General features: G+C 72.5%; 19 protein-coding genes. 4 read left to right on the top strand and 15 right to left on the bottom strand.

From position 1 onward, the window contains the following. Positions 1–31: 31 nt before the first annotated feature. From FHR36_RS33855 to FHR36_RS33880, 6 genes are all read right to left on the bottom strand, one after another. Entirely contained in the window at positions 32–1,375 is a 1,344-nt protein-coding gene (locus FHR36_RS33855; protein ID WP_253803632.1) for a serine/threonine-protein kinase, read from the bottom strand. A gap of 11 nt (positions 1,376–1,386) precedes the next feature. Further along, on the bottom strand, positions 1,387–2,151 hold the full coding sequence (locus FHR36_RS33860) for a serine/threonine protein kinase (protein WP_253803634.1): 765 nt from the start codon (positions 2,149–2,151) through the stop codon (positions 1,387–1,389). 154 nt (positions 2,152–2,305) lie between these two features. After that, complete coding sequence (locus tag FHR36_RS33865; protein WP_253803636.1) at positions 2,306–4,342, bottom strand: DUF8189 domain-containing protein; 2,037 nt, start codon at positions 4,340–4,342, stop codon at positions 2,306–2,308. A 29-nt stretch (positions 4,343–4,371) separates the two neighbouring features. After that, positions 4,372–5,829, bottom strand: coding sequence for a DUF8189 domain-containing protein (locus tag FHR36_RS33870; protein ID WP_253803638.1), 1,458 nt, complete (start codon positions 5,827–5,829; stop codon positions 4,372–4,374). A gap of 10 nt (positions 5,830–5,839) precedes the next feature. Continuing rightward, positions 5,840–7,336: a DUF8189 domain-containing protein gene (locus FHR36_RS33875; protein ID WP_253803639.1), complete on the bottom strand. Its 1,497-nt coding sequence runs from the start codon at positions 7,334–7,336 to the stop codon at positions 5,840–5,842. 29 nt (positions 7,337–7,365) lie between these two features. After that, the gene (locus FHR36_RS33880; RefSeq protein ID WP_253803641.1) at positions 7,366–8,355 is read right to left on the bottom strand and encodes an alpha/beta hydrolase; all 990 of its coding nucleotides are present in this window, start codon (positions 8,353–8,355) and stop codon (positions 7,366–7,368) included. Between the two features lie 246 nt (positions 8,356–8,601). Here FHR36_RS33880 and FHR36_RS33885 point away from each other — a divergent pair, with 246 nt between their 5' ends. After that, positions 8,602–9,453, top strand: a complete 852-nt coding sequence (locus FHR36_RS33885) for an SAM-dependent methyltransferase (protein ID WP_253803643.1) — start codon at positions 8,602–8,604, stop codon at positions 9,451–9,453. 69 nt (positions 9,454–9,522) lie between these two features. Here the strand turns inward: FHR36_RS33885 and FHR36_RS33890 are convergent, their stop codons facing one another. The 3 genes from FHR36_RS33890 to FHR36_RS33900 all read right to left on the bottom strand — a co-directional run bounded on the left by FHR36_RS33890 (position 9,523) and on the right by FHR36_RS33900 (position 12,036). Further along, positions 9,523–10,467 carry a hypothetical protein gene (locus FHR36_RS33890; RefSeq protein WP_253803644.1) on the bottom strand — a complete coding sequence of 315 codons (945 nt, stop codon included), beginning with the start codon at positions 10,465–10,467 and terminating at the stop codon, positions 9,523–9,525. A 210-nt stretch (positions 10,468–10,677) separates the two neighbouring features. Continuing rightward, positions 10,678–11,292 (bottom strand): hypothetical protein, encoded by a 615-nt coding sequence (locus FHR36_RS33895; protein WP_253803646.1) that lies wholly within the window; start codon positions 11,290–11,292, stop codon positions 10,678–10,680. Between the two features lie 54 nt (positions 11,293–11,346). After that, positions 11,347–12,036, bottom strand: coding sequence for a TetR/AcrR family transcriptional regulator (locus FHR36_RS33900; protein WP_253803648.1), 690 nt, complete (start codon positions 12,034–12,036; stop codon positions 11,347–11,349). Between the two features lie 337 nt (positions 12,037–12,373). Here FHR36_RS33900 and FHR36_RS33905 point away from each other — a divergent pair, with 337 nt between their 5' ends. From FHR36_RS33905 to FHR36_RS33915, 3 genes are all read left to right on the top strand, one after another. Further along, on the top strand, positions 12,374–14,083 hold the full coding sequence (locus FHR36_RS33905; protein ID WP_253803650.1) for a S53 family peptidase: 1,710 nt from the start codon (positions 12,374–12,376) through the stop codon (positions 14,081–14,083). Between the two features lie 81 nt (positions 14,084–14,164). Continuing rightward, positions 14,165–14,464 carry a hypothetical protein gene (locus tag FHR36_RS33910; RefSeq protein ID WP_253803652.1) on the top strand — a complete coding sequence of 100 codons (300 nt, stop codon included), beginning with the start codon at positions 14,165–14,167 and terminating at the stop codon, positions 14,462–14,464. A 167-nt stretch (positions 14,465–14,631) separates the two neighbouring features. Beyond that, positions 14,632–15,603 carry an endonuclease/exonuclease/phosphatase family protein gene (locus FHR36_RS33915; RefSeq protein ID WP_253803653.1) on the top strand — a complete coding sequence of 324 codons (972 nt, stop codon included), beginning with the start codon at positions 14,632–14,634 and terminating at the stop codon, positions 15,601–15,603. Positions 15,604–15,613: 10 nt separating this feature from the next. On the opposite strand, the gene FHR36_RS33920 is transcribed toward FHR36_RS33915, so the two are convergent. From FHR36_RS33920 to FHR36_RS33945, 6 genes are read right to left on the bottom strand one after another with little or no spacing between them, the layout of a single operon-like run. Continuing rightward, complete coding sequence (locus FHR36_RS33920) at positions 15,614–16,690, bottom strand: aldo/keto reductase (protein WP_253803655.1); 1,077 nt, start codon at positions 16,688–16,690, stop codon at positions 15,614–15,616. A gap of 27 nt (positions 16,691–16,717) precedes the next feature. Continuing rightward, on the bottom strand, positions 16,718–17,473 hold the full coding sequence (locus tag FHR36_RS33925; protein WP_253803657.1) for an SDR family NAD(P)-dependent oxidoreductase: 756 nt from the start codon (positions 17,471–17,473) through the stop codon (positions 16,718–16,720). A gap of 44 nt (positions 17,474–17,517) precedes the next feature. Beyond that, positions 17,518–18,174 carry an O-methyltransferase gene (locus FHR36_RS40150; protein ID WP_253803659.1) on the bottom strand — a complete coding sequence of 219 codons (657 nt, stop codon included), beginning with the start codon at positions 18,172–18,174 and terminating at the stop codon, positions 17,518–17,520. Continuing rightward, on the bottom strand, positions 18,171–20,009 hold the full coding sequence (locus tag FHR36_RS33935) for a M3 family metallopeptidase (RefSeq protein ID WP_253803660.1): 1,839 nt from the start codon (positions 20,007–20,009) through the stop codon (positions 18,171–18,173). Before FHR36_RS33935 ends, FHR36_RS40150 begins: the two co-directional genes overlap by 4 nt. Next, a complete protein-coding gene (locus FHR36_RS33940; RefSeq protein WP_253803662.1) occupies positions 20,000–21,226 on the bottom strand; it encodes an outer membrane protein assembly factor BamB family protein in 1,227 nt (408 codons plus the stop codon). Before FHR36_RS33940 ends, FHR36_RS33935 begins: the two co-directional genes overlap by 10 nt. Further along, the gene (locus FHR36_RS33945) at positions 21,219–22,583 is read right to left on the bottom strand and encodes an MATE family efflux transporter (protein ID WP_253803664.1); all 1,365 of its coding nucleotides are present in this window, start codon (positions 22,581–22,583) and stop codon (positions 21,219–21,221) included. Before FHR36_RS33945 ends, FHR36_RS33940 begins: the two co-directional genes overlap by 8 nt. Between the last annotated feature and the right edge of the window lie 3 nt (positions 22,584–22,586).

The following is a 22,586-nucleotide window of genomic DNA, read 5'->3' on the forward strand; positions in this document are numbered from 1 at the left end:
GCCCGCTCCCCGCCAAGCTCGTCTGCTGCGGTCAGGGGCAGCGGTCGAGGGTGGGGCGGTCCTTGGTGCGGATGGCGGGGAGCCAGGCGGTGGTGGGGCCGGGGAGGCGGACGCGGTACCAGAGGGTGGAGGAGAGGTCGTCCTCGTTGATGACCGGGAGGCCGGTGGGGAGTTGGCAGTCGGCGTCGAGGGTGTCGTTGTGCCAGACCCGCGTGGGGACGACGTTCCCGGCGGTGTAGGGGCGCATCGGGTCGACGGCAAGGCCGAGGCTGCACTGCGGGTCGCGGTCGGTGCGGTCCTGGCAGTCGCGTTCGGCGTTGAAGACCCGGATCCGGGCGTGCGGTGCCGGTGGGCCGGGGCGCGGCCAGAGGGCGGCCGCGGTGACGGCCGCCGCGGCGCAGGCGGCGAGAGCGGCGAGAGCGAGCAGGGTGGTGCGCGGCCGCGGGCGGCGGGGACGGCGGCCGGACCGGTGGCCGTGGATGCGGGCGAGCAGGCGTTCGGCGGTGTGCGGGGCACGGGCCGCGTGGGTGGGGGCGAGGCAGTCGGCGGCGAGGGCGCGCCAGAACGGGGGGACGGAAGGGTCCAGGCGCAGCGCGGCGCGGCCTTCGGCGTACTGCCGGACGGCGGCGGCGCGGGCCGTCGGGGTGGCACCGGGGAAGGCGGGGAGGCCGCCGGTGAACACCTCGTGGATCACGATGCCGAGCGCCCAGATGTCGGCGGTGGTACGGGTCCTGACGCCGTGCTCGCCCAGGGGTTCCTGCCAGCGTTCCGGCGGGAGGTAGTCGGGGGTGCCCAGGGGAGCGGAGTGGCCGTGGGTGCCGGTGAGTTCGATGGCGAGGCCGAAGTCGGAGAGGCGGACCTCGCCGTCCTGCCCGATGAGGACGTTCTCTGGTTTGAGGTCGATGTGGACCCAGCCGGAGCGGTGCAGGTGGGCCAGGCCCTCGCAGATGCCGGCGACGATCCGGCCGCCCTGGGCCTCGTCGACGCCGGTGGTGAGCAGATCGCGCAGCGTGCACCGGGCGCGTTCCATGACCAGGACGATCGCACCGTCCAGCGTCGGGTGGTCGGGGGCGGCCAGGACGAGGGTGTCGAGCAGCCGGACCAGCCGGGGGTGCGGTGCGGTGCGGGCCAACTCGGCTTCCCGGCGGGCGCTTTCGGCGACCTGGCGGGCCTGTCGGGGGGCGAGTCCGGCGGTCGGCAGCACCTTGAGGGCGACGGTGTCGTCCGGGCCGGCGGAGCCCTCGGCCCGGTGGGCGGCGTAGACGGTCGCCCAGCCGCCCTCGCCGATGGGCTCGGTGACGATCCAGTCGCCGACCCGGTGGCCGGGTGGCAGCATGTCCTCGCGGTCGCCGCAGTGTGCCAGGTCGTACAGCATCGGAGCCCTCCCTAGCGCCCGGACCCGGTGGGGTCGGAGGGCGGCAGGAGCGCGAGGTGCTCCTCGCGGACGATGCCGAACTTCAGGGCGAGCCCGACGACGGCTTCGCGCTTGCCGCTGCGGCGGTCGGCCCGGCCCGCGTCGTCGGGCAGGTCGATGCGGAGCTTCTCGTCGGCGAGGTAGTCGAGGTGCGAGCTGACCGCGCGGGCGGTGAGCCGGGAACAGGCGGGGTGGCCGCGCAGCCGCTCGACCACCTGGGGGGTGGTGGGTACGGCGGCGGGCGAGCGGTCACGCAGCCAGGGTTCGCAGAGCGCGACCAGGACCAGGAAGTAGGTGGCGGTCTCGTCCAGCGAGTACGCCGTCATGGTGCGGCTCCGCGCGGAACCGCCGCGGGCGTGCGGGTCCAGGTAGACGTGGTCGGGCGCGAACACCTGGAAGGAGAGCGGGGTTTCCCGCCGCGAGGGCAGCACCACCCGGGAGAACTCGAACGGGATCGGCGCGCCGACCCGCCGTGGCGGCACCCGCAGGTACTCGCCGGCGCCCTCGGGGTTCTCGACCAGGTAGGCGTGGGTGTTGCTGAGGTTGCTCAACTGCCAGTGGTCGTCGGTCGCGTGGATCTCGCCCGCCAGACGGGAGACCGTCTCGTCACCGAGCCGGAGCTCCACCGGCGTGCCGACGGAGCCGCGGCCGAAGCGCGCCCGCTCGCCCGGGCCGAGCCGCAGGGTCACCGCGTCGGTGCCGTTCCCCTCCGGCAGGTGGACGACGATCCCGCTCACCGTTCCCCCGTCCCGCGCACCGCTCCCCGTTTCGTGTGCCGACCATGACCAGACGGGCGAAACGCTACCCCTTTTGAGCATGACAATAAACCGGGTGGTGGTGCGAGTCACCCGACGGTGATGCAGGTGGGCGGCCCGGGGGTCGGAGCAGCGGTCAGAGCATCGGCGCCCCCGACCGCAGCGGCGCCACCGGACGGTCGCCGAAGGCCGTCCACGGCCGCCAGCCGCCGCTCGGCCGGTCCTGGACGCGGGTGCGCAGCCGACCGTCCTCGGCGACCGCGAAGACGTGCAGCCGCCCGGTGGGGGCGACCGCGGCCGAGGGCGGCGCGGCGAGCACCAGGCCCGGTTCGCCGAAGTCCTCGCCGAGCACGCCGTCCGGTGCCCAGGCTCCGCCGGGCGCCGACTGCCAGCGGTGGGCGAGCCGTTCGCCGCCGGGGGCGAGGGTGAACGCCTCCAGTCGACCGTCCGCGCCGGGTATCGCCAGCGGCGCGGCGGTGGACCAGGCAAGGAGCGGCTGCCAGTCGTCCCAGCCCCCGCTGGGCACCGACTGGCGGCGCTGGAAGGCGGCCGTACCGGACGGGGCGGTCGCGGTGACGGTCAGCCGCCCGGTGCCGTCGCGGGCCACCCGCGGCGCGGCCCCGGCGGGCGTGCCGAAGCGCTCCCAGCCGGACCAGGCGCCGCCGGGCGAGGTCTGCCAGCGGTGCAGCAGCGCCGCGCCACCGGGCGCGAGCGCGAACACCTCCAAGCGGCCGTCGGCGTTGGCGGCGACGACCGGCGGTGCGGCCACCGGGCCGCCGAAGCCCGCGTCCCAGGCGTCCCAGGCGAGTGAGCCGGGGGAGGTCTGGCGGCGGTGCGCGATCAGGGCGCCGCCCGGGCCGGGCGCGAAGACCTCCAGGCGGCCGTCGGCGCCCAGGGCGACGGCGGGGGCGGCGCCGGCCGAGCCGCCGAACACCTCCCAGTCCGACCAGGCGCCGTCCGGGCGCTGGACGCGGTGGTCCAGGCCGGCGCCGCCGGGGGCGAGCGAGAACACCTCCAGCCGGCCGTCGGCGTCGCGGCCGAGCACGGGCACCGCGCCCGCCGGGCCGCCGAACACCTCCCAGTCCGACCATGTGTCGGTGTCCGGATCGAGTTGGACCCGGCGCAGCACCGACCGGTCGGCCGCGTCGAGGGCGAACACCGTCAGCCGGCCCTGCACGTCCAGGGCGGCGACCGGGTTGTCCGGGCTCTGCCACGGCGGTGGGGCGGACCGCCAGCTCAGCGGTGCCAGGTACAGGCCGTGCCGGAACCAGCCGGCGGCGCTCGCCCACCACTGCTGCCCGTCCGTGACGACCTCCACCGCGTGGCCCGGCACATGGCCGGCGTAGCCCTCGACGGTGAAGCGGAGCGGATCCCGGGAGGCGAGGACGTCGGTGCCCTCGTAGCCGTTCCGCGGCCCGACGAACAGGTAGTACCAGCCGTCCCGGGCCACCACGAAGGGCGACTCGGTGACCGACACGCCGTCGGCGGAGGTGGCCGCGTCGGCGAACGCGACCCCGGGAGCGCCCCAGGTCAGCAGGTCGGCGGAGCGCCGGTAACAGACCTGGTGCCGACCGTCGGCCGCGGACAGCTCGGTGTAGTACATCACCCACTCGGCGCCGATCCGCAGCACCATCGGGTCGCGGGCGGCGTTCCCGCGGAACAGCGGCCCGGACGGCAGCCTGGTCCAGGTGAACAGGTCGGTGGAGGTCGCGGCGTTGATCGCCGCCCCGGTGCGCCCGCCTGCGGCGTAGAACATCCAGTGCACGCCGTCCGACTCCACGACGTGCGGGGCCCACAGGTGTTCCTCCCCGAAGTAGGAGGGGTCGACGGTCAGCGCGTCCGGATGGCTGGTCCAGGGCCCGGACGGGTCGGGCGCCGAGGCGTGCGCCAGCGACACCTCGGCCGAACTGTCGGGGGCCTGCCCGGGCGGCGCGCTGTCGCCGACGATGCTGAACAGGTGCCAGCGCCCGCCGGCCCGGATCAGCGTGTGGTCGTTGAGGTAACGGCGCCGCACCGTGGACGGGTCGTAGACCTGGGCGAACGGGCCGGTACCGACCCACAGGCGTGGCCCGGTGGCACCGGCGGTCGCGGTGGCGGCACGGCCCGCGAGCGGGAGCACGAGTGCTCCCGCTCCGGCCGCCCGCAGCAGGCTGCGCCTGCTGATCGGATGCATGGCTGTGCTCCAGGGTGACCGCTGGGCGGTCAGTTGACGGCGGGTCCGGCGGTGGTGTTGAGCCAGGCCCAGTCGGACCAGGTGGCGAAACCGGTCTGCCACTTGTGGTAGACGCCGGCGCTGCTGGTGCCGAACACCTCGATGCGGCCGTCGGCGTTGGCGGTGGCGACGATTTCCGTGCCGGGGCCGCCGAAGGTGTCCCACTGGCCGTACGGGGCATTGACGCCGTTCTGCCAGATGTGCTGCGCGGTCGCACCGTTGATCGCGAACACCTCGACGCGTCCGTCCGGCGAATGCTCGCTGGTGAGCTGGGAGTTGGCGGGGCCGCCGGCGGCTTCCCAGCCGGACCAGGTGGTCGGGTTGGTCTGGTACTTGTGGAAGACGCCGACGGGGCCGGAGGCGAAGACTTCGAGTCGGCCGTCCTGGTTGTGGTCGACGGTGAGGTCGTGGCCGCCGCTGCCGAAGGTCTCCCAGGTGGACCAGGTGCCGTTCACGGCGGTCTGCCACTGGTGTTGGAAGGTGTCGCCGTTGAGGGCGAAGACCTCGAGTCGGCCGTCGGGGGCCTTGCCGAGTGCGATCTCGCTGTTGGCGGGTCCGCCGCCGGCGGATTCCCAGTCGGACCAGCCGCTGTTGGGTGCGGTCTGGTACTTGTGGAAGACGCCGACGGGTCCGGAGGCGAAGACTTCGAGGCGGCCGTCCTGGTTGGCGCCGACGGCGAGGTTGTGGCCGCCGCTGCCGAAGGTCTCCCAGTCGGACCAGAGGCCCGACGGGTGGAGCTGGTAGCGGTGCTGGAGGGTGCTGCCGTTGAGGGCGAACATCTCCAGGCGGCCGTCCTGGTCGGCGCCGATGGCGAGTTGGGCCCCGCCGGGTCCGCCGAGCGATTCCCAGTCCGACCAGGCGCCGCTGGCGGTGGTCTGCCAGGCATGGGAGACACCGTTCGGACCGGCCGCGAACACCTCCAGACGACCGTCCGCCGAACGCGCCGACACCACCCGACCCGACTGCGCCGGATACACCACCGGCGCCGGGCCCGGGTCGTGGTGGCCGAGCCGGTCGGCGGCGGCCCGCGCCGCGTCCAGGTACCTCACATGCGCGCCCTCGACATAGGTCGACCAGGGCTGCCAGTTGGTACCGCCGTTGGAAATCCGGTACGCCGCATCGGCGTTGCACTGCGCGTCGTAGGCGCAGGCGTCGCTGACCTCGGAGTGCCAGTAGTCGTTGATCTCCCACAGGCCGCGGTCGGTGGACGGTGGTGTGTTGTGCTGGACGTTGGACGCCAACGGGTTGCAACTGGACTCGGCCATGCCGACGGCGATCGCCGTCACCAGGGCGTCGCCCCGGAAGCCCGCGTTGTAGCCGACCTCGGCGCACAGATCGATCCCGGTGGCGGCAGGCGCGGGTGTGGCGCCGACCGTCAGGCTCGTCGTTGCGCCCACCAGGACAAGGGCGGACAGCAGGGCCCGCCGGGCACGTTGCGTGCTCCTCACGTGTGTCTCCTCAACTGATTGCGGGGCCGGCGGTGGTGTTGAGCCAGGTCCAGTCGGACCAGGTGGCGAAGCCGGTCTGCCACTTGTGGTAGACGCCGGCGCTGCTGGTGCCGAACACCTCGATGCGGCCGTCGGCGTTGGCGGTGGCGACGATCTCCGTGCCGGGGCCGCCGAAGGTGTCCCACTGGCCGTACGGGGCGTTCAGATTGCCCTGCCAGGTGTGCTGCGCCGTGCTGCCGTTGATGGCGAACACCTCGACGCGGCCGTCCGCCGTCGGCTGGCTGGTGAGTTGGGAGTTGGCGGGGCCGCCGGCGGCTTCCCAGCCGGACCAGGTGGTGGGGTTGGTCTGGTATTTGTGGAAGACGCCGACGGGGCCGGAGGCGAAGACTTCGAGTCGGCCGTCCTGGTTGTGGTCGACGGTGAGGTCGTGGCCGCCGCTGCCGAAGGTCTCCCAGGTGGACCAGGTGCCGTTGACGGCGGTCTGCCATTGGTGTTGGAACGTGTCTCCGTTGAGGGCGAAGACTTCGAGGCGGCCGTCGGGGGCCTTGCCGAGTGCGATCTCGCTGTTGGCGGGGCCGCCGCCGGCGGATTCCCAGTCGGACCAGCCGCTGTTGGGTGCGGTCTGGTACTTGTGGAAGACGCCGACGGGGCCGGAGGCGAAGACTTCGAGTCGGCCGTCCTGGTTGGCGCCGACGGCCAGGTTGTGGCCGCCGCTGCCGAAGGTCTCCCAGTCGGACCAGAGGCCGGAGGGGTGGAGCTGGTAGCGGTGCTGGAGGGTGCTGCCGTTGAGGGCGAACATCTCCAGGCGGCCGTCCTGGTCGGCGCCGATGGCGAGTTGGGCCCCGCCCGGGCCGCCGAGTGACTCCCAGTCCGACCAGGCGCCGCTGGCGGTGGTCTGCCAGGCGTGGGAGGCACCGTTCGGACCGGCCGCGAACACCTCCAGACGGCCGTCCGCCGAACGCGCGGACACCACCCGACCGGACTGCGCCGGATACACCACCGGCGCCGGGCGGGGGCCGGTACCCGGGGTGCAGGGCATGGTGATCCCGCGGTCCGCCAGGTAGGGGATCGGGTTGGTGCGCACGCTCGCGTCCGGGTCGGCCCAGACCCGCAGGTGCAGGTGCGGGCCGCTGGACTCGCCCTCGCTGCCCATCAGGGCGATCTGCTGCCCGGCGGTGACGTGGTCACCGACGGCCACGTCCCGCTCCGACATGTGCCCGTACTCGGTGATGGTGCCGTCCGGGTGCAGGATGCGGATCCACTGGCCGTAGCCCTGGGCCGGGCCGGAGGCCGTCACCTGGCCGTCGCCGACCGCGTAGATCGGGGTGCCGTAGGCGTTGGCGATGTCGATGCCGTTGTGTTCCGGGGTGTAGCCCTGGGAGATGTACCCGGCGGCCGGGCAGGACGCCTGGAACCCGGCGGCCGCAGCGGGGGTGGCCGGTACGGCGGTCGGCAGCAGCAGGGCGGCCGCGGCCAGGGCCAGCCGCGCGGCGCGCCGCGCGGTCATCGGGAGGGAGGGGAGCACCTGGGCCGCCCTCACGCCTTGCGCAGGCGGTCGATGATGCCGTCCAGGTCGAGCCGGAACATGTCCGGCCGGATGATGTGGCCGCCGGGCACCTCGTGCGCCTCGTACGGGATGCCGGCCCGGTCGAGCAGGGGGCGGAACTCCCGGTGCCCGGCCAGGACCTGGGTCTCGTTGACGGTGCTGAACCAGTCGACCGGGTCGGGGCTGGTGCCGGCGACCAGGAAGATCCGCTTGTTGCGGTAGCTCTCGATCCGCTCCACCGGGTTGTCGGCGCTCACCCGCGCCTGGTCCCAGAACGGCACCCCGTAGATGGTGCCGCCGGCCAGGTCCAGCGCGGCGGAGGAGGCGTTGGCCCAGTGCGCCACCAGACCGTTGTCCCGGCGAAGGCTGGCCGGGCCGGAGTGGGCGCTGACCGAGGCGAAGTGGCCGTAGTACTTGGCGGCGTACTTCAGCGCGCCGAACCCGCCCATCGAGAAGCCGGCCACCGCGCGGCCGTCGTACTCGGCGTAGGTACGGAAGTTGGCCTCGACCCACGGCAGCAGCTGGTTGATGTGGAACTCCTCCCAGTTGCGCGGGCCCACGTTGGAGCTGACCGGGTTGGAGTACCAGCCGGCGTGGCCGCCGTCCGGCATCACCACGATGATCGGCTTGCCGGCGGTCCAGTCGCGGATGCCCGCCCGGTCGAAGGTGATGAAGTCCTGGTCGGTGCCGCCCCCGTGGAACAGGTAGAGCACCGGGTAGGTGCGGCCGCTCCACTGGTAGTCGTCCGGCAGCAGCACGTTCACGGCGGGGTTCCAGCCGATCGCGGAGGTCTGGAAGCGGTAGTACCACATCCGCGGGTCGCTCTCGTTGCGGTCCACGATGGTCAGGCCGAAGCCGTTGTCGGCGGCCGCCGCCGGCCTCGCCGACGCCAACGAACCCACGGCGCCGAGCGCCAGCGTGGCGCCGAGCCCGCCGGCGGACTTGAGAAGGCTCCTGCGGGTGGGGTGGTGCGCGGTCACTGTGACCTCCTGAAGGCGGGTGCAAACGGTCCGTCCGGACCACCGGGTGTCGAGCGGTCAGAACGGTAGCCACGCACCGTGCGGCGCAGAATCCGGAACCATCCGGACTGACAGGGGCGGGCCGCTTGCCGAGACTGTCCCGTCGCCCCGGGCCGAGGTCCGCACCTCCTGTGACGAGGACCCGTCACCGTGCCGCGAGTTGGCTAGGATGTCGTGACGCGATGTCAGGAACGAGGGGGAGAGCTGATGCAGGACGAGCTGGAGCCCGGTGGGCCGGCCGCGACCCTGACCAGGGAGTGGCAGCCTCCGGCGGAGCTGAACACCGGAATCCCCCACCCCGCGCGGATGTACGACTACTACCTGGGCGGCAAGGACAACTTCCCGGCCGACCGGGAGGCTGCCGAGAAGATCATCGCGCTCATGCCCGATGCCCGGCTCGGGGCCCGGCTCAACCGCGCGTTCCTCGGCCGTGCGGTGGAGTTCGCGGCGGGCTGCGGTGTGCGGCAGTTCCTCGACATCGGCACCGGGATCCCGGCGGTGGGCAGCACCAGCGAGGTCGCCCACCGGGTCGCTCCGGACGCCCGCGTGGTCTATGTCGACAACGACCCGATCGTCCTCACCCACGCCCGTGCCCTGCTGGCCCACCACCCGGCCGGGTACACCACGGTGCTCCACGCCGATCTGCGTGACCCGGCCGCGATCCTCGCCGATCCGGGGCTGAAGCAGGCGCTCGACCTCTCCCGGCCGGTGGCCCTGATGCTGGTGGCGGTGCTGCACTTCGTCCGGGACGAGGAGGGGGCCGCCGAGACGGTGGCCCGGCTGCGGGACGCCCTGGCACCCGGGAGCATGCTGATCCTCTCGCACGGTACGCAGGATCTGATGACGCCGCAGATGGCCGAGGAGACCACCCGGATCTACCGCGGCGCCAGCTCACCCCTGGTCCTGCGGGCGCGGGCCGAAGTGGAGGCGTTCTTCGGGGACTTCGAACTCGTCGATCCAGGACTGGTGCAGCTGCCCCTGTGGCGGCCGCAGGGGCAGCTGCACGAAGGCTGGCAGCAGGCGGCTCCGGCCTACGCGGGAGTGGCCGTCAAGCGGTGACGTCCCCCGGGCCGGTCCCCGGTTTCGGCGCCTCCCCCTGATGGCGGGGGAGGCGCCTGTGACGTCCGATCAGCCGTGGGTGACGCACTTGTTGGCCGAGTTCGACCACAGCCCCTGGAGGTCGAAGGTGCCGGTGCTGAGCGCGACGTACGCGTCGAGGTCGACGCAGGCGTCACCGATCTCGCCGCCCCCGCCGTTCCAGCCGATGCTGGGCCAGAAGTCGGTGACGGTCTCGGCGTACTCGTGGGTCTCGGTCGACTCGATGCCGGACAGCAGTCGGCCGTCGGTGAAGGTGGTGCAGGCCCCGGCACCGCTGTCGGGGATGTACGGCAGGTTGGTGTAGGCGATCGTGCCGTACGAGGTGGTGGCGGTCTTGTCGTGCCAGGCGCAGAAGCCGGAGTTGGGGAACCCGTCCGGGTGGGTGCCGGTCGGGGAGACGACCACGTACTGGGCGTTGAGGTTGGGCGCCTGGGTGGTGTTGCCGAAGTGCCCGGCGGCCTTGCCGGCCTCGGCGGCGATCTGGTTGGCGGTGGCGCTGCTCGGGGCGGCCGCCGCGTTGTCGAACCAGACGCCGGCGAGCGGGCTGCTGGTCGGGTGGTTGATGTGGATGCCCTTGGTGCCGCAGGTGGTGGTGCCCTTCGCCACGCCCTCGCAGTACTGATTGAGGATGGTGCCCCAGGTGTCCTTGCTGCCGTAGAGGCCCTGGAACATCTTCTGCATGTCGGGGGCGACACCTGCCGGGTCCGAGGACCACTGGGAGCCCCAGAAGACCAGGTACACCTTCGGGGTGGGCGAGACCACGCCCTGGCTGGCGCTGGAGCCGACCTTGAGGGTGTTGGTCGACCGGGCGGCGGGCTGGAGGCTGTGGCCCTTGGCCAGCGGCTTGACCCCGTAGTGCGCCGGAGTCGAGGTCGGGCCGGCGGTGGCGTCGACTGCCAGCGAGGTGGTGCCGACGACGGCCAGCGCCAGTGCGGCGGCCACGCGGGCGGCGGTCCGGAACGTGCCTGTGCGCATGCGGTACTCCCGGGTGAGGGTGTGGGGGAGGGGTGAACTGCGTGCGTTCGTACGCGAGTTACCCAAGCAGGCGGGGCGTCGTCGCGTCCAGGGGCGGACCGGTCCAGCGGTGAAGATTTTGCCGTGCCTATGCCAATCGGAAGGAGAATCGGGCGCGAACGGGCTGTTCGGCCGGAGAGGTTCAACGGCCGGCGAACCGTCGCCGCGGTGTCAGCCGTCGAAGTTCGACCAGAAGATGCCGACGCCCGTACCGGTCTCGTCCCGTCCGATCAGGATGCTGCCCGCGGTGAAGTCGCAGGTCGGGAAGACCAGGGCGTTCGCGCCGCCGGCCGGGTCCACGACGATGTCGAGTACCGGGAGGAGGGAGCCGGCCTCCTGCTGTGCCTCGAGTTCGGCCACGGCGTGGGCCACCGGGTCTTCGGCCTGGGCGAAGCCGGGGGTTCGGTGGAGGGCGTGGCCGATGGCCAGGTTGTCCGGGGTGTGGGAGTAGATCACCGAGGCGTCCTCGCTCAGCATGTTGACGTCGTCGGACGCCTCCTCCCAGCTCGCCTCCGTCAGCGCCTGCGGGGTGGTGCCGCTCGCGATCAGGGCGACCGCGGAGACGGTGGCGCCCCGCCCGTCGTGCCGGTCGTACGCCAGATACACCTCGTGCAGCCCGTCGCCGACGGTGTCGAAGGTGTAGAACTCGGCGCCGTCGAGCCCGGACACCGCGATCTGACCGCGGCTCAACAGCCGCCCGGCCAGGGTGAATTCGCCGCTGTATCCGGGGTCGCCCGCCGGGTCGCTCGCCTGCAGAACCGCTGCTATCGCTTCGATCATCGTCATGGCGGTGAGTGTGCCATGCGGGTGCGACAGGCCCGGCCGGCCGCCCCGGACACGTCAGTGCTCGGCCGTCAGTGCGTCCAGCAGGATGTCGAGGCCGGCCGCCAGCTCCGTCGGGGCGTCGTGCTCGGCCAGCAGGGGGGCCAGTGCGCGAAGCCGCGGGTACTCGGCGGCCGGGAGGCGGTGCAGGCCGAGCCGTAGCAGTGGTTCGGGCTCGTCGGGGTTGTCGACGATCTGCCGTTTGTCGACGAGCAGGTAGCCGAGGATCCAGCCCGCCAGGGCGCGGTAGATCCACAGTGCCTGCGCCCCGTCGAAGCCGCCCCGGCCGATCAGGTCGAGGAGCCGCTCGTTCAGCCGGAGCATCGAGGTCGGCCGACGGGCCAGCGGGACGGAGAGCGGTCGGGCGACCACCAGCGGCAGCAGGGCCGGATGCGTGTCGGCCACGGCGCAGAACACCGCGGCGATCCGGTGCACCTCGGCCCGCCAGTCGACCTCGGACGGCACCGGGCCGAGTCGCTCGTTCACCTCGGCGTAGAAGGCCTCGATCATGCCGTTGAGCAGTTCGTCCTTGCCGGCGGCGTAGTGGTAGAGCGCCATCGGTTCCACGCCCAGGTCGGTGGCCAGTCGGCGCATGGTGAGCGCGGGCATGCCCTCGCGGTCCGCCAGGGCGACCGCCGCGGCCAGGACCCGTGCCCGGGTGAGCCGGCTGCGTACGGGCGAAGGGGCATCGCGCCCGGACGGAGCCATGCCACGTCGGGGGGAGGACGCACCACGTCCGTTCCGCTCGCCGCTCACGATCGCCTCCTCGCCGGCGCCGTGGCCCGCGTTTCTCCGGACCCCGGAGCACTTGACTCCTCCGTTCACCGGGGGAGAAGCTAAGTATACAAAGTACATTTCGGCATGACGTGGACCGGAGAAGCGTGTGTCGTACACGAGGACGACCGGCGACGCGTGACGGCGCCCCGGCGTCCGGCGCACCCGGCGCACCCGGCGGGGGTGGCCCGACGAGGGCGGGCCTCCGCACCACGGCCGTCGGCCGGGCGGAGCCCGACTCTTCCGCCCCGGCCTCGTTGCTGGAGACACCATGTCGCACAGCCAGTACACGACCCTCCCGGACAGCCACCGGGTTCCGCGCCGCGGCGCGACCGTGGCCGGTCCGGTCAACCCCAACGAAGAGATCACCGTCACCGTCTACCTGCGGCGCGACCCGAGCGCCCCGCCGATGCCCGACGTCCTCGACCTGGCGATGACCCCGCCGACCGAGCGCGAGACGCCGACCGGGGACCAGCTGGCGGACATCAACCGCGCCGCCCCCGCCGACGTGACCGCCGTCCGCGAGTTCGCCGCCGAGCAGAACCTGGCCGTCGGCCGGGTGGACCAACTGGCCCGCAGCGTGGACCTGGAGGGCACGGTCGGCGACTTCGCGGACGCCTTCCAGGTGCCGCTGGCCCGCTACCAGTACCAGGACCGCAACGAACGCTGGCGCACCTACCGCGGCCGGATCGGCTCGATCCACGTGCCGGCCGATCTCGGCGACGTGGTCACCGGCGTGTTCGGCCTCGACGACCGGCCGATCGGCAACAGTCTGAGGACCCGGCGCCCGCCGGCGCCCACCGCGGTGGCGCTCGACGAGGCGGACACCGGCCTGCCGATCGGCACCTTCCTGCCGAACGCTCTGGACCGGCTCTACGACTACCCGACCGGGACCGACGGCAGCGGGCAGACCATCGCGGTGCTGGCGTTCAACGGCGAGACCCGGAGCGGACCGTCCGGCGGCTACTCGCAGACCGCCCTGAACACCTACTTCCACAACGTGCTGCACATCGACCCGCCGCCGCAGATCACCAACGTGGTCGTCCTCGGCCCCGGCAACCAGCCCGGAGGCGACATCGCCGCCGGGACCGACCGGGGCGACGCCACCATCGAGATCATGCTCGACCTCCAGGTGATCGGGGCACTGGCCCCCAAGGCGAAGATCGTCGTCTACTTCAGCAGGTTCACCGAGCAGGGCTGGGTCAACGTGATCAACCGGATCGTCAGTGACCGCCGGGCGTCCGTGGTCTCCTGCAGTTACGGCAATCCCGAGGACGTCCAGGGCCTCGCCTGGACCGCGTCCGGGGTCACGCACACCGACCAGGCGTTCAAGCTGGCCGCCGCGGGCAACGTCAGCATCTGCTGCGCCAGCGGCGACAACGGCTCCGGCGACATCCCGGCGGACCTCGCCCGGCAGCTGAACCTGGACCTGCGCTCGCACGCCGACTTCCCGGCCTCCAGCCCGCACGTGCTGGGCGTCGGCGGCACCCGGCTGTTCGCGCAGGACGAGCACACCGTCGCCGCGGAGATCGTCTGGGACGACGGCCCCGACAGCTCCACCGGTGGTGGGATCAGCCGGGTCTTCCCGGTGCCTCCCTGGCAGCGGACCACCCATCTGCCGTCGACGCCCGAGCTGCCGCACATCGCCGGCCGAGGCGTGCCGGACGTGTCCGGGCTCGCCGACCCGGTGACCGGCGTGACGATCATCAGCGTGGACGGCCGGACCCTGTTCACCATCGGCGGTACCAGCGCGGCCGCCCCGCAGTGGTCCGCGCTGCTGGCCCGGGTCAACCAGGGGCTCGGCGCGCAGGTGGGCTTCCTCAACCCGCTGCTCTACACCAAGCTGTCGTCCGGCGTGCTGCGGGACATCACCCTCGGCGCCAACGGCGCGTTCGGCTCCGGACCCGGCTGGGACGCCTGCACCGGCTTCGGAAGCCCCGGTGGCCAGGCCCTGCTGGACGGGCTGCGCAAGCTCGGCTGAAGCCCGAGGTTCCCGGTGCGCGCCCGGGCGCCACCCGGACTGCTGCGGGCAGCTGTGCACCGATCGAGAAAGGAGCCGGACATGGCTGTGGTGATGTCGATGGTCTGGGCCGAGGTGACGCCGGCGCAGTACGACACGGTGCGCCATGCGGTGGGCTGGGAGGAACTCGCCCCTGCCGGGGCCCAGCTCCACGCGGCCTGGTTCGACGCCGGGGGCCTGCACGTGACCGACGTGTGGGACTCCCAGCAGGCGTTCGAGACCTTCATGGCCGATCGCTTGGCACCCGAGATCGAGAAGGCGGGAATCACCGGGACCCCGGAGGTGTCCTTCGCCCCGCTCCACCGGCGGTTCGTCGCCCCCGGCATCACCGGCGCCGCGTAGCCCGCGACGTGCGGTGTGCCGCCCCGGGCGGGCACGCCGTCCAGGGCGCCGCGACCAACCGTGCGCCGCGTCCTGGAGGGGCCCGCCCGGTTCCCCCGCGAGGGCGGACCTGTGCCCGCGTCCACGTTCGGGTTCGGGTGAGGTCCGGCCGACGAAAGGAAGCAGCCATGAACGTGATCATCGGGACGTGGAACCTGGAGAACTTCTGCCGGCCGTCGGCGGCCGGCACCGCCCCCGATCCGAACCGGTGCGCGGCGAAGGACCAGGAGACCTTCGACGCGAAGGTGGAGGCCCTGGCCGGCGTCATCGCGGAGCTCGCCCCGGACGTGCTCGGTGTCCAGGAGGTCGGCAGCAAGCAGGCGTTGGACGACCTGGTGGCCAAGCTGCCGGGCACCTGGCACTCCGCCGTCTCCACCCATCCCGACGGGCGGGGCATCCGGGTCGGGGTGATCAGCCGCTTCCCGCTCCAGGACGTGCGGCAGCACACCGCGTTCCCGGACCACCTGGGTGCGGTGCAGGTCGACGACGGCGGCGGCACGATCCGGGCCATGGGTCGCGGGGCCGTCACGGTCCGGGTCGAGCCGAGTGCCGGCCGGAGCGTCCGGGTGGCGGTGTGTCACCTCAAGTCGAAGCTGCTGACGTTCCCCGGGAACCAGCACAGCACCCACGACGAGGGCCTGCGCGCCCGCTTCGCCGCGTACGCCCTGTTCCGCCGCGGCGCCGAGGCCGTCACCATGCGCGGTGTGGCCGACGGTCTGCTGGAGGGCGACGGCAGGAGCCGGGACGTGGTCGTGCTCGGGGACTTCAACGACGACTGGCAGGCCGCCACCACCCAGATCCTGTACGGGCCGCCCGGCTCCCAGATCGGCACCGGCGGCTTCACCCACCCCGATCAGGGCGACGCGACGCGGCTGTGGAACCTGGCGCCGCGGATCCTGGAGCAGGGCGGCTTCTCCCGGGTCTTCGAGGGCCAGCACGAGCTGATCGACCACATCATGGTCAGCCACTCCCTCCTCGCCGGGCTCCGGTCCGTCACGACCGGCATCGACAAGCTCCCCAGCGTGACCGAGGCCCGGCCGACCGCCGCACACGACAAGCCCTCCGACCACTCGCCCGTCACCGCGACGTTCGACCTGTAGCCACCCGGACTCAGGGCAGCCGAGCGGGTGGGCCGGGAGGCCAGTGGTCGGGGCCGTGGACCAACTCCCGTTGGAGGTCGTCCTGGAGAAAGGTGTACGGGTAGGGGACGGGTTCGGCGCTTGCCTGGTCGAGTGCGGCCAGCGCTTCGAGCGGTGGGGTGAGGTCGATCGCCTTGAGGTTCTCGACGAGCTGGTCGGGCGAGGAGAGCCCGAGGGCGACGCTGGAGATCTCCGGCTTGCTCAGCAGCCAGGCGAGGGCGAGCTGCGCCGGGGTGCAGTGGAGTTCGCCGGAGAGCTTGCCGAGGAGGGCGAGGACCTCGGGGACGCCGGCGCGGAAGGGGTCGACGTCGCCGGTGCCGAAGGTCTCGGTGACCCGTCCCGGACCGGTGATGCGGCGCTCCGCCCGGTCGATCCGGTAGCGGCCGGTGAGCAGGCCGTTGGCGAGCGGTCCCCAGGCGACGATCCCGGTGCCGGTCAGGCGGGCGAACGGGAAGAACTCGTGCTCGGCCGAGCGGACCAGCAGGTTGTGGTTGAGCTGGAGTGCCGCCGGCGGCTGCCAGCCCCGCCAGCGGCAGAGGACCTCCGCCTGTCCCGCGTACCAGCCGGGTACGTTGCTCAGTGCGAAGTACCGGATCTTCCCGCCGGCGACCAGGTCGGCGGCGGCCGACAGGGTCTCCTCGACGGGGGTGACCCGGTCCCACAGGTGCATGTAGAGGACGTCGATGCGGTCGGTCTGCAGCCGGCGGAGCGACTTCTCCACCGAGGCGAACATCGACGTCCGGCCGCAGCCGCCGGAGTTGACGTTCCGCGGGTCCGTCCGGTAGCCGAACTTCGTCGACACGACGACCCGGTCGCGGGCCGACAGGCGCCGAAGCGCCGCCCCGAGCCAGACCTCGCTCTCGCCGCCGTTGTAGACGTTGGCCGTGTCGAAGAAGTTGACACCGTGGGCGAGGGCGGTGTCGACCACCTCGTCGGCCTCGGCGCGCGACATGGTCCAGCGGGGGCCCCAGCGCGTCCCGAAGGTGGCGACGCCCAGGCACAGGCCGGACACCTTCAGGCCGGTCCGGCCCAGCTGTCGGTACTTCATCCCGTCCTCCCGGTTCGGGGCCCGCGGTCAGACGAGCGAGCCGGAGGAGCCCCCGTCGAGCTTGCACATCATGCCGTTGGCGGTGGTGCCGAGGTCGGCGATGTACCGGACGCTGCGGACGCACGCGTCGAAGTCGATGAGCTGCTCGATCACCAGGTCGGGGTTGGACTTGCGCAGGAACAGGCGGGTGATCTCGGCCTCGGTGACGCCGCGCCGCTCGGCGACCGCGCGCAGGTCGGCGACCTTGCCCGGATCGGCGAGCGGGCCGAGCAGCAGCGTCGCCACGGCGGCGTTGCGGGACCGGCAGTGGTCGGCCAGGGACGTGGTCAGCACCCGCAGGGCCGCCTTGCTCGCGGCGTACACGCCGGAGGCGAAGTCGGCGTGGTAGATGGACTCCGAGTTCACCACGACGACCGAGCAGAAACGCTCGGGCGGCTTGGCGGCGAGCAGGTCGAGGGTCAGCCGGTACGGGACGAGGGAGTTCACCCGGAAGATGCCCTCCAGCTCGTCCAGCGTGAGGGCGGAGACGTCGCGCGGCGGGTAGCTGACCGCGTTGTGGACGATGAGGTCGGGTGTCTCCCCGATCAGGGCCGGCAGCTCGTCGAGCGCCTTCGGATCGGACAGGTCCGCCTGGAGGTAGCGGACCTCCGGCGGCAGTGCGGTCTCGGAGCGCGGCCGCCGGCCGAGCCCGGTGACCTGCCAGCCGTCCTCGGCGAGCCGGGTGGCCAGCCGGGCGCCGAGCCCGTGGCTGGTGCCGGTCACGAATGCGCGTTTCGCTGCCACGGTCTCCTGCTCCTCACCCGGTCCGTACCGGTTCCCCGCCTGGTTCACCACTGCTCCTTGACGCTCACCAGCAGGCCGTGTTCCGTCCCGACGAAGGCCGAGAACAGGTTCGGGCTCCGGCCGACCGCCCGTGCGTACGTGCGGATCGCGTGCGCCTCGCGGTCGGGGTCGGCGCCGTCCGCCTGCTCGGGGCTGAAGTCGCCGTGCGCGAAGGCGTCGTCGGCGATCAGCAGCCCGCCGGGTTCGAGCAGCGGGTAGCAGTGTTTGAGGTACTGCGGGTAGGACTTCTTGTCACCGTCGATGAAGACCAGGCCGACGCTGGCGGGTGCCAGCGTGGCGAGGTGGTCGGCCGCGTCGCCGACCACGAGGTCGACCCGGTCCGACACGCCCGCCTCCTCGAGGTTGCGGCGGGCCACCTCGGCGGCGGCCGGGTCGATCTCCAGGGTGGTGATCCGGCCACCCTCGGGGAGGCCGCGGGCCAGGTGGATCGTGGAGTAGCCGAAGAGCGTGCCGATCTCGACCACGTGCCGCGGCCGGCGCAGCAGGGTGAGGATCTGGAGGACCCGTCCGGCGTTGTCGTCGACCTGGATGGTGGGCATCCGGTCGTCCAGCAGCGAACGGCGCAGCACGGTGTCGAGCACCGGGTCGCGAGGGCCGAGGACCGACCGGACGTATCCGGCGGGCGAGGGCGCGGTGGTCACGGGCGGCCTCCGGCTCGAACAGCTGCGGTGGCGGTCGGGTCCGGCAGGGCGCCGGCGTCCGCCCGGGCCAGCGTGGCCCGGTCGTAGAAGGCGAACAGCGCCTCGCTGTCCGGGATCTCGGTCGGCAGGTCGTAGTCGAAGCAGTTGGCGAACAGCTCCCCGCTCGGTGGCCGCTCCGCGATCCGGTCGAGGTCCAGGGGTCGGAACGCGGTGAACTTCCGGGCGCTGTCGGAGGCGCCCATCAGGTAGGAGAAGTTCGCGCCGGGGTTGGCGGTGAACATCGGCCAGGTGAAGTACGCCAGGAAGTCGCCCAGTCGGCAGTGGCGCGTGAGGCCGTACCGGTCGTCCAGGTCCCGGAAGACGGTGGCCAGGTCGCCGCCGGTGCGTCGGTGGACCTCGAAGTCGAGGACGGCGGTGACGGCCCGCTCGGCGTAGGTCCTGCGGTACTCCAGCATCTTGATGCGGCGGGACAGGGCGAGGCCGTCCCGGTCCTGGTCGCCGAGGCTCAGGAGGGTGGCGAACTCGGGGTGGTAGACCCACTTCTCGAACCACATGGAGAGGTACTCCAGCCGCTCCAGCGGCAGGTACTCCAGTCCGGACCGGTTGCTGATGCGCTTGCGGATGAGCAGGTGGTTGACGGCGTGGCCGAACTCGTGGAACAGGCTGTGCGCGTTCTGGAAGGTGATCCGGCCCGCGCCCCGCGGGTCCGGCCGGAAGCGGCACGAGACGTAGGCGACGGGGTGCTGGAGCAGGCCGGTCCAGTCGGTGCGGTTGCGGATGCCCCGGGTGTGGTTGGCGCCGGCGGTCCGGCCGTCGGTGTTCCAGAGGTCGAAGTTGATCTCGCCGACCTCGGTGGCCCCGGAGCCGACCCGGACGGTGATGACCTGGTTGTCGCTGCGTCCGACCTCGGTGACGGTCAGGCCGAAGACGCTCCGGGCCACCGTGAAGATGTAGGCCAGGCAGGCGTCGAGGTCGAACAGCGGCGGCTCGACCGGGCCGAAGGCCGTGCGGATGGCGAAGCCGAAGTGGTCCAGCGGTGCGTCGGTGGGGCCGACGACGGCCCGGATCTCGTCCTCCAGCGCCTGCTGGCCGGCCAGGGCACGGTCGAGGTAGCGCCCCAGGAAGGCCTCGACCTCGGCCTCGCCGACCCCGCACTTGTCGAGGGTGCGGGCGAGGACGGTCGGCCGGCCGGCCGCGGCGCTCAGCCGCCGCCTGGCCGCGATCATGCGGTCGAGCCGGTCCAGCAACTCCTGCTCGTGGCCGTCGCGCTGGACCGTCCAGGCGCGGGCCAGTTTGGAGCGGGTGGCGGCCGACCCGGTCCGGCTGGCGAGCCGGTAGAAGACCGCCCCCGGGTTGGTCGCCCCGACGGCGGCCCCCAGGCGTTCCAGCAGCCGTACCTGGTCCTTGCGGATGTCGCCGAGCACCTCCTTCGCCGAGTCGAGCAGCCGCTCGTGCTCCTCCTCCAGGGCCGGATCGGGCGCCTGCAGCTTCTCCTCCAGCTGCGTCAGGTAGGCGAGGCGCGACTCCTCGGCCTCCGGATCCGTGCACCGCAGGCGCAGCAGCAGGTCGTGGATGCGGCGGTCGAGGTCCGGATTCTTGTGGAAGGCGTCCCGCCAGGGGATCAGGCGCTGGTAGTTGACGAACTCGTCGTTGGCCTCGAGGTAGAGGAAGATGTAGCCGACGTTGTTGTACATCGAGGTGATCTCGACCAGGCCGTCCTCGGTGAGCGCGTCCTGTGCCACCAGGTCCCGCAGCCGGGACATCATCCCCTCCAGCGATTCCTCCATGGCGGTGAGGCTTTCGCGGTCCGGGGCGACGATCGGGTCTACCGGCATGTGGGGCCTCCTTCAGGGGCGGGCCGGAAGCGGAAGTGGTAGGCGACGCCGGTGTACGAGGCGCAGTACATGCTTCCGTCGGGCCCGACGACGGGGGTGATGTCCATCGCGGGCTCGTGGTCGGGCAGGCCGAGGACCTGGCTGGTCTCCCACCGGAAGCGGCCGTCCTCGCGGCGCAGGCACATCACGTTGCCAGTGCCGGTGGTGGCGGCGAAGTCCCCGCTCGGCAGCACGGTGAACGAGGTGTACGAGCGGGGGCCGCCCTGCCGGGAGGTCCAGCGGACGCCGTGGGTCGCGGTGTCCAGCGCGGTCACCGCCGAGTCCTGGGTGCCCACGGCCAGGACGTCGCCGGAGACGGCCGGGCTGCCGGTGGTCTTGGTGCCGAGGAACAGCTCCGCCGCCAGGGAGCCGGTGCGGCTGTCGAGGAACAGGCAGCGCCCGTCGACCGGGCAGACGGCGACCTCGGAGGTGCGGTGGAGCGCGACCGGGGACGCCTTGATGCCGGTGCCGACCTCCTGGCGCCACAGCTCGGTGCCGTCCGGGGCGAGGCAGAGCACGTGCTCGGCGCAGCAGACCACGACGTTGCCGTCCTCGGTGGTGGCCGGGCTCGCGTACGGGTCCCGGTAGGAGGCGGTCCCGCCGTGGGCCGCGTGCCAGGGGTCGGGCAGTCGGCGCTCGAAGACCTGCTCGCCGGTCGCCAGTCGGAGGCCGACGCAGCGGCCGTGGAAGGTGGCCAGCACCAGGACATCGGTGTCCGGCAGGATCGTGGGGGTGGCGCAGACCGGGGCCCCGGCCCGGGCCGACCACACGAGGGTGCCGCGCAGGTCGAAGCAGGCGACCAGGCCGCTGGTGGCCACCACCACGACGTGGCGCCGCCCGGGGTCCACGACGAGCGAGGCGTACACCGAACTGTCCATCCGGCGTTCCCAGTAGACCTTGCCGAGGGTGCGGTCGAAGAGTCGCACCCGCCCGTCGTCGGTGGCCAGTACGACCCCGATGCCCGGGACGACGGCGGGGGAGGCGCTCACCGGCACCGGGATCATGCCCCCGAGCCGGGGGTTCTCGTGCTCCAGCCGCCGGTACCCGCAGACGATCGGCTCGTCCGTCCACCGCACGGACGCGGGGTCGGCGGCGCCGCCGGGCACGACGGACTTCACCGGGTCGTGGCGGAACGCCGGGCCCGACACCGTGGTGGTGGCGCCCCTCGCGCTAAGCAATCTGCACCTCGCTGACGGATTCGGACCTGACGGTCTGCCCGGTCCGCCGACGCAGGCCGTGCCAGAAGACCAGGGCGAGCGCGGCGGTCGAGAGGCCCTTGCTCGCGATGGCCAGGAACGCGGAATGGGCGACGAAGACCGAGAACCACGCGGTCGGGATGGCCAACGCGTAGGTCAGCACGGTCGACGCGGCGAACAGGAGCCGGCCGCTCTGGTGGACGGTGAGCAGCTCCCCGTGGAGCTGTTCGAAGAAGTACGCGGGCAGGTAGACGAGGTAGGCGAGGGACAGCGTCACCGCCAGGCCGCGGTCGAGTCCCGGCCCGGCGAACGCCGAGACCAGCCAGGGCAGGGCGGCGACCGTCACCACCGCGGCCACGGCCGTCGGCACGGCGGCGTACCGCCGGACCTTGCGGGCCAGGGCCGCGAGGTCGGTGCCGTCCTGCCCGAGCGCGTAGCCGTAGAAGACGAAGACGCCGGCGAAGCAGGCCTGCGGGACGCGGCAGAACAGGGTGTAGATCTTGGTGGCGACCATGGCGGCCGCCGTGACCCGGACCCCCATCGTCCCGATGAACAGCAGCGGGACGATGGTGCCGGCGTAGTCGTTGAGGTGGCGCGCGCCGATGCCGGGCGCGGTCCGCGCCATGGACCTGAACTCGGCCGCCACCTCAGCCCGTTCGGGCTTGCGGAACGGGGTGCGGCGGGCCCTGAGCTGCCGGCCGAGCAGGACGGCTCCGGCGAGCGCCATCAGTGTCTGCGTGACGACGGTGGACCAGGCGACGGCGCCGGCCGGGGAGGAGAACCAGCCCGACAGCCCGGTGTAGAGGAAGAGCCAGTTCAGGGCGGCGTTGACGACGAATCCGCAGCACAGGGTGGCAACCGAGAGGTTCTTCAGACCGCAGATCTTCAGCGACTCGCTGATCACGATGTAGAGGATCACCGGGATCACCGCGGAGGTCCGCACCCCGACGTAGTCGCCCACCTGAGGGACCAGCGAGGGGTCCTGTCCGAAGAAGGACAGCACCGGCTCGACCCCGGCGGCCAGCAGGCTTCCGATCACCTGGCAGGGGACGAGCAGGCCCAGCAGGGCCAGCGCGACGACGGGCAGCCGGCGCGCGGTCGACCCCTCGCCCTCGGCGATGGCGACCCGGCTGGCGAAGACGTCCACCGCGCCGATGAAGAACGCGTAGATGCCCGACACCAGCACGTCGGCCTGGCCGACCGCGGCCACGCTGTCGAGGCCCTTCGGCGCCACCATGGCGAGGTCGAGCGCGCCGAACCCGACGGTGACCATGCTCAGGCCGAGGATGACCGAGCTGAGCCCGGCGAAGTTCCTGACGGTGAATCGCGTGTGTTCCATCGC

The organism is Kitasatospora cinereorecta (genome assembly GCF_024172095.1).
GTDB classification, from domain to species: Bacteria; Actinomycetota; Actinomycetes; order Streptomycetales; family Streptomycetaceae; genus Kitasatospora; species Kitasatospora cinereorecta.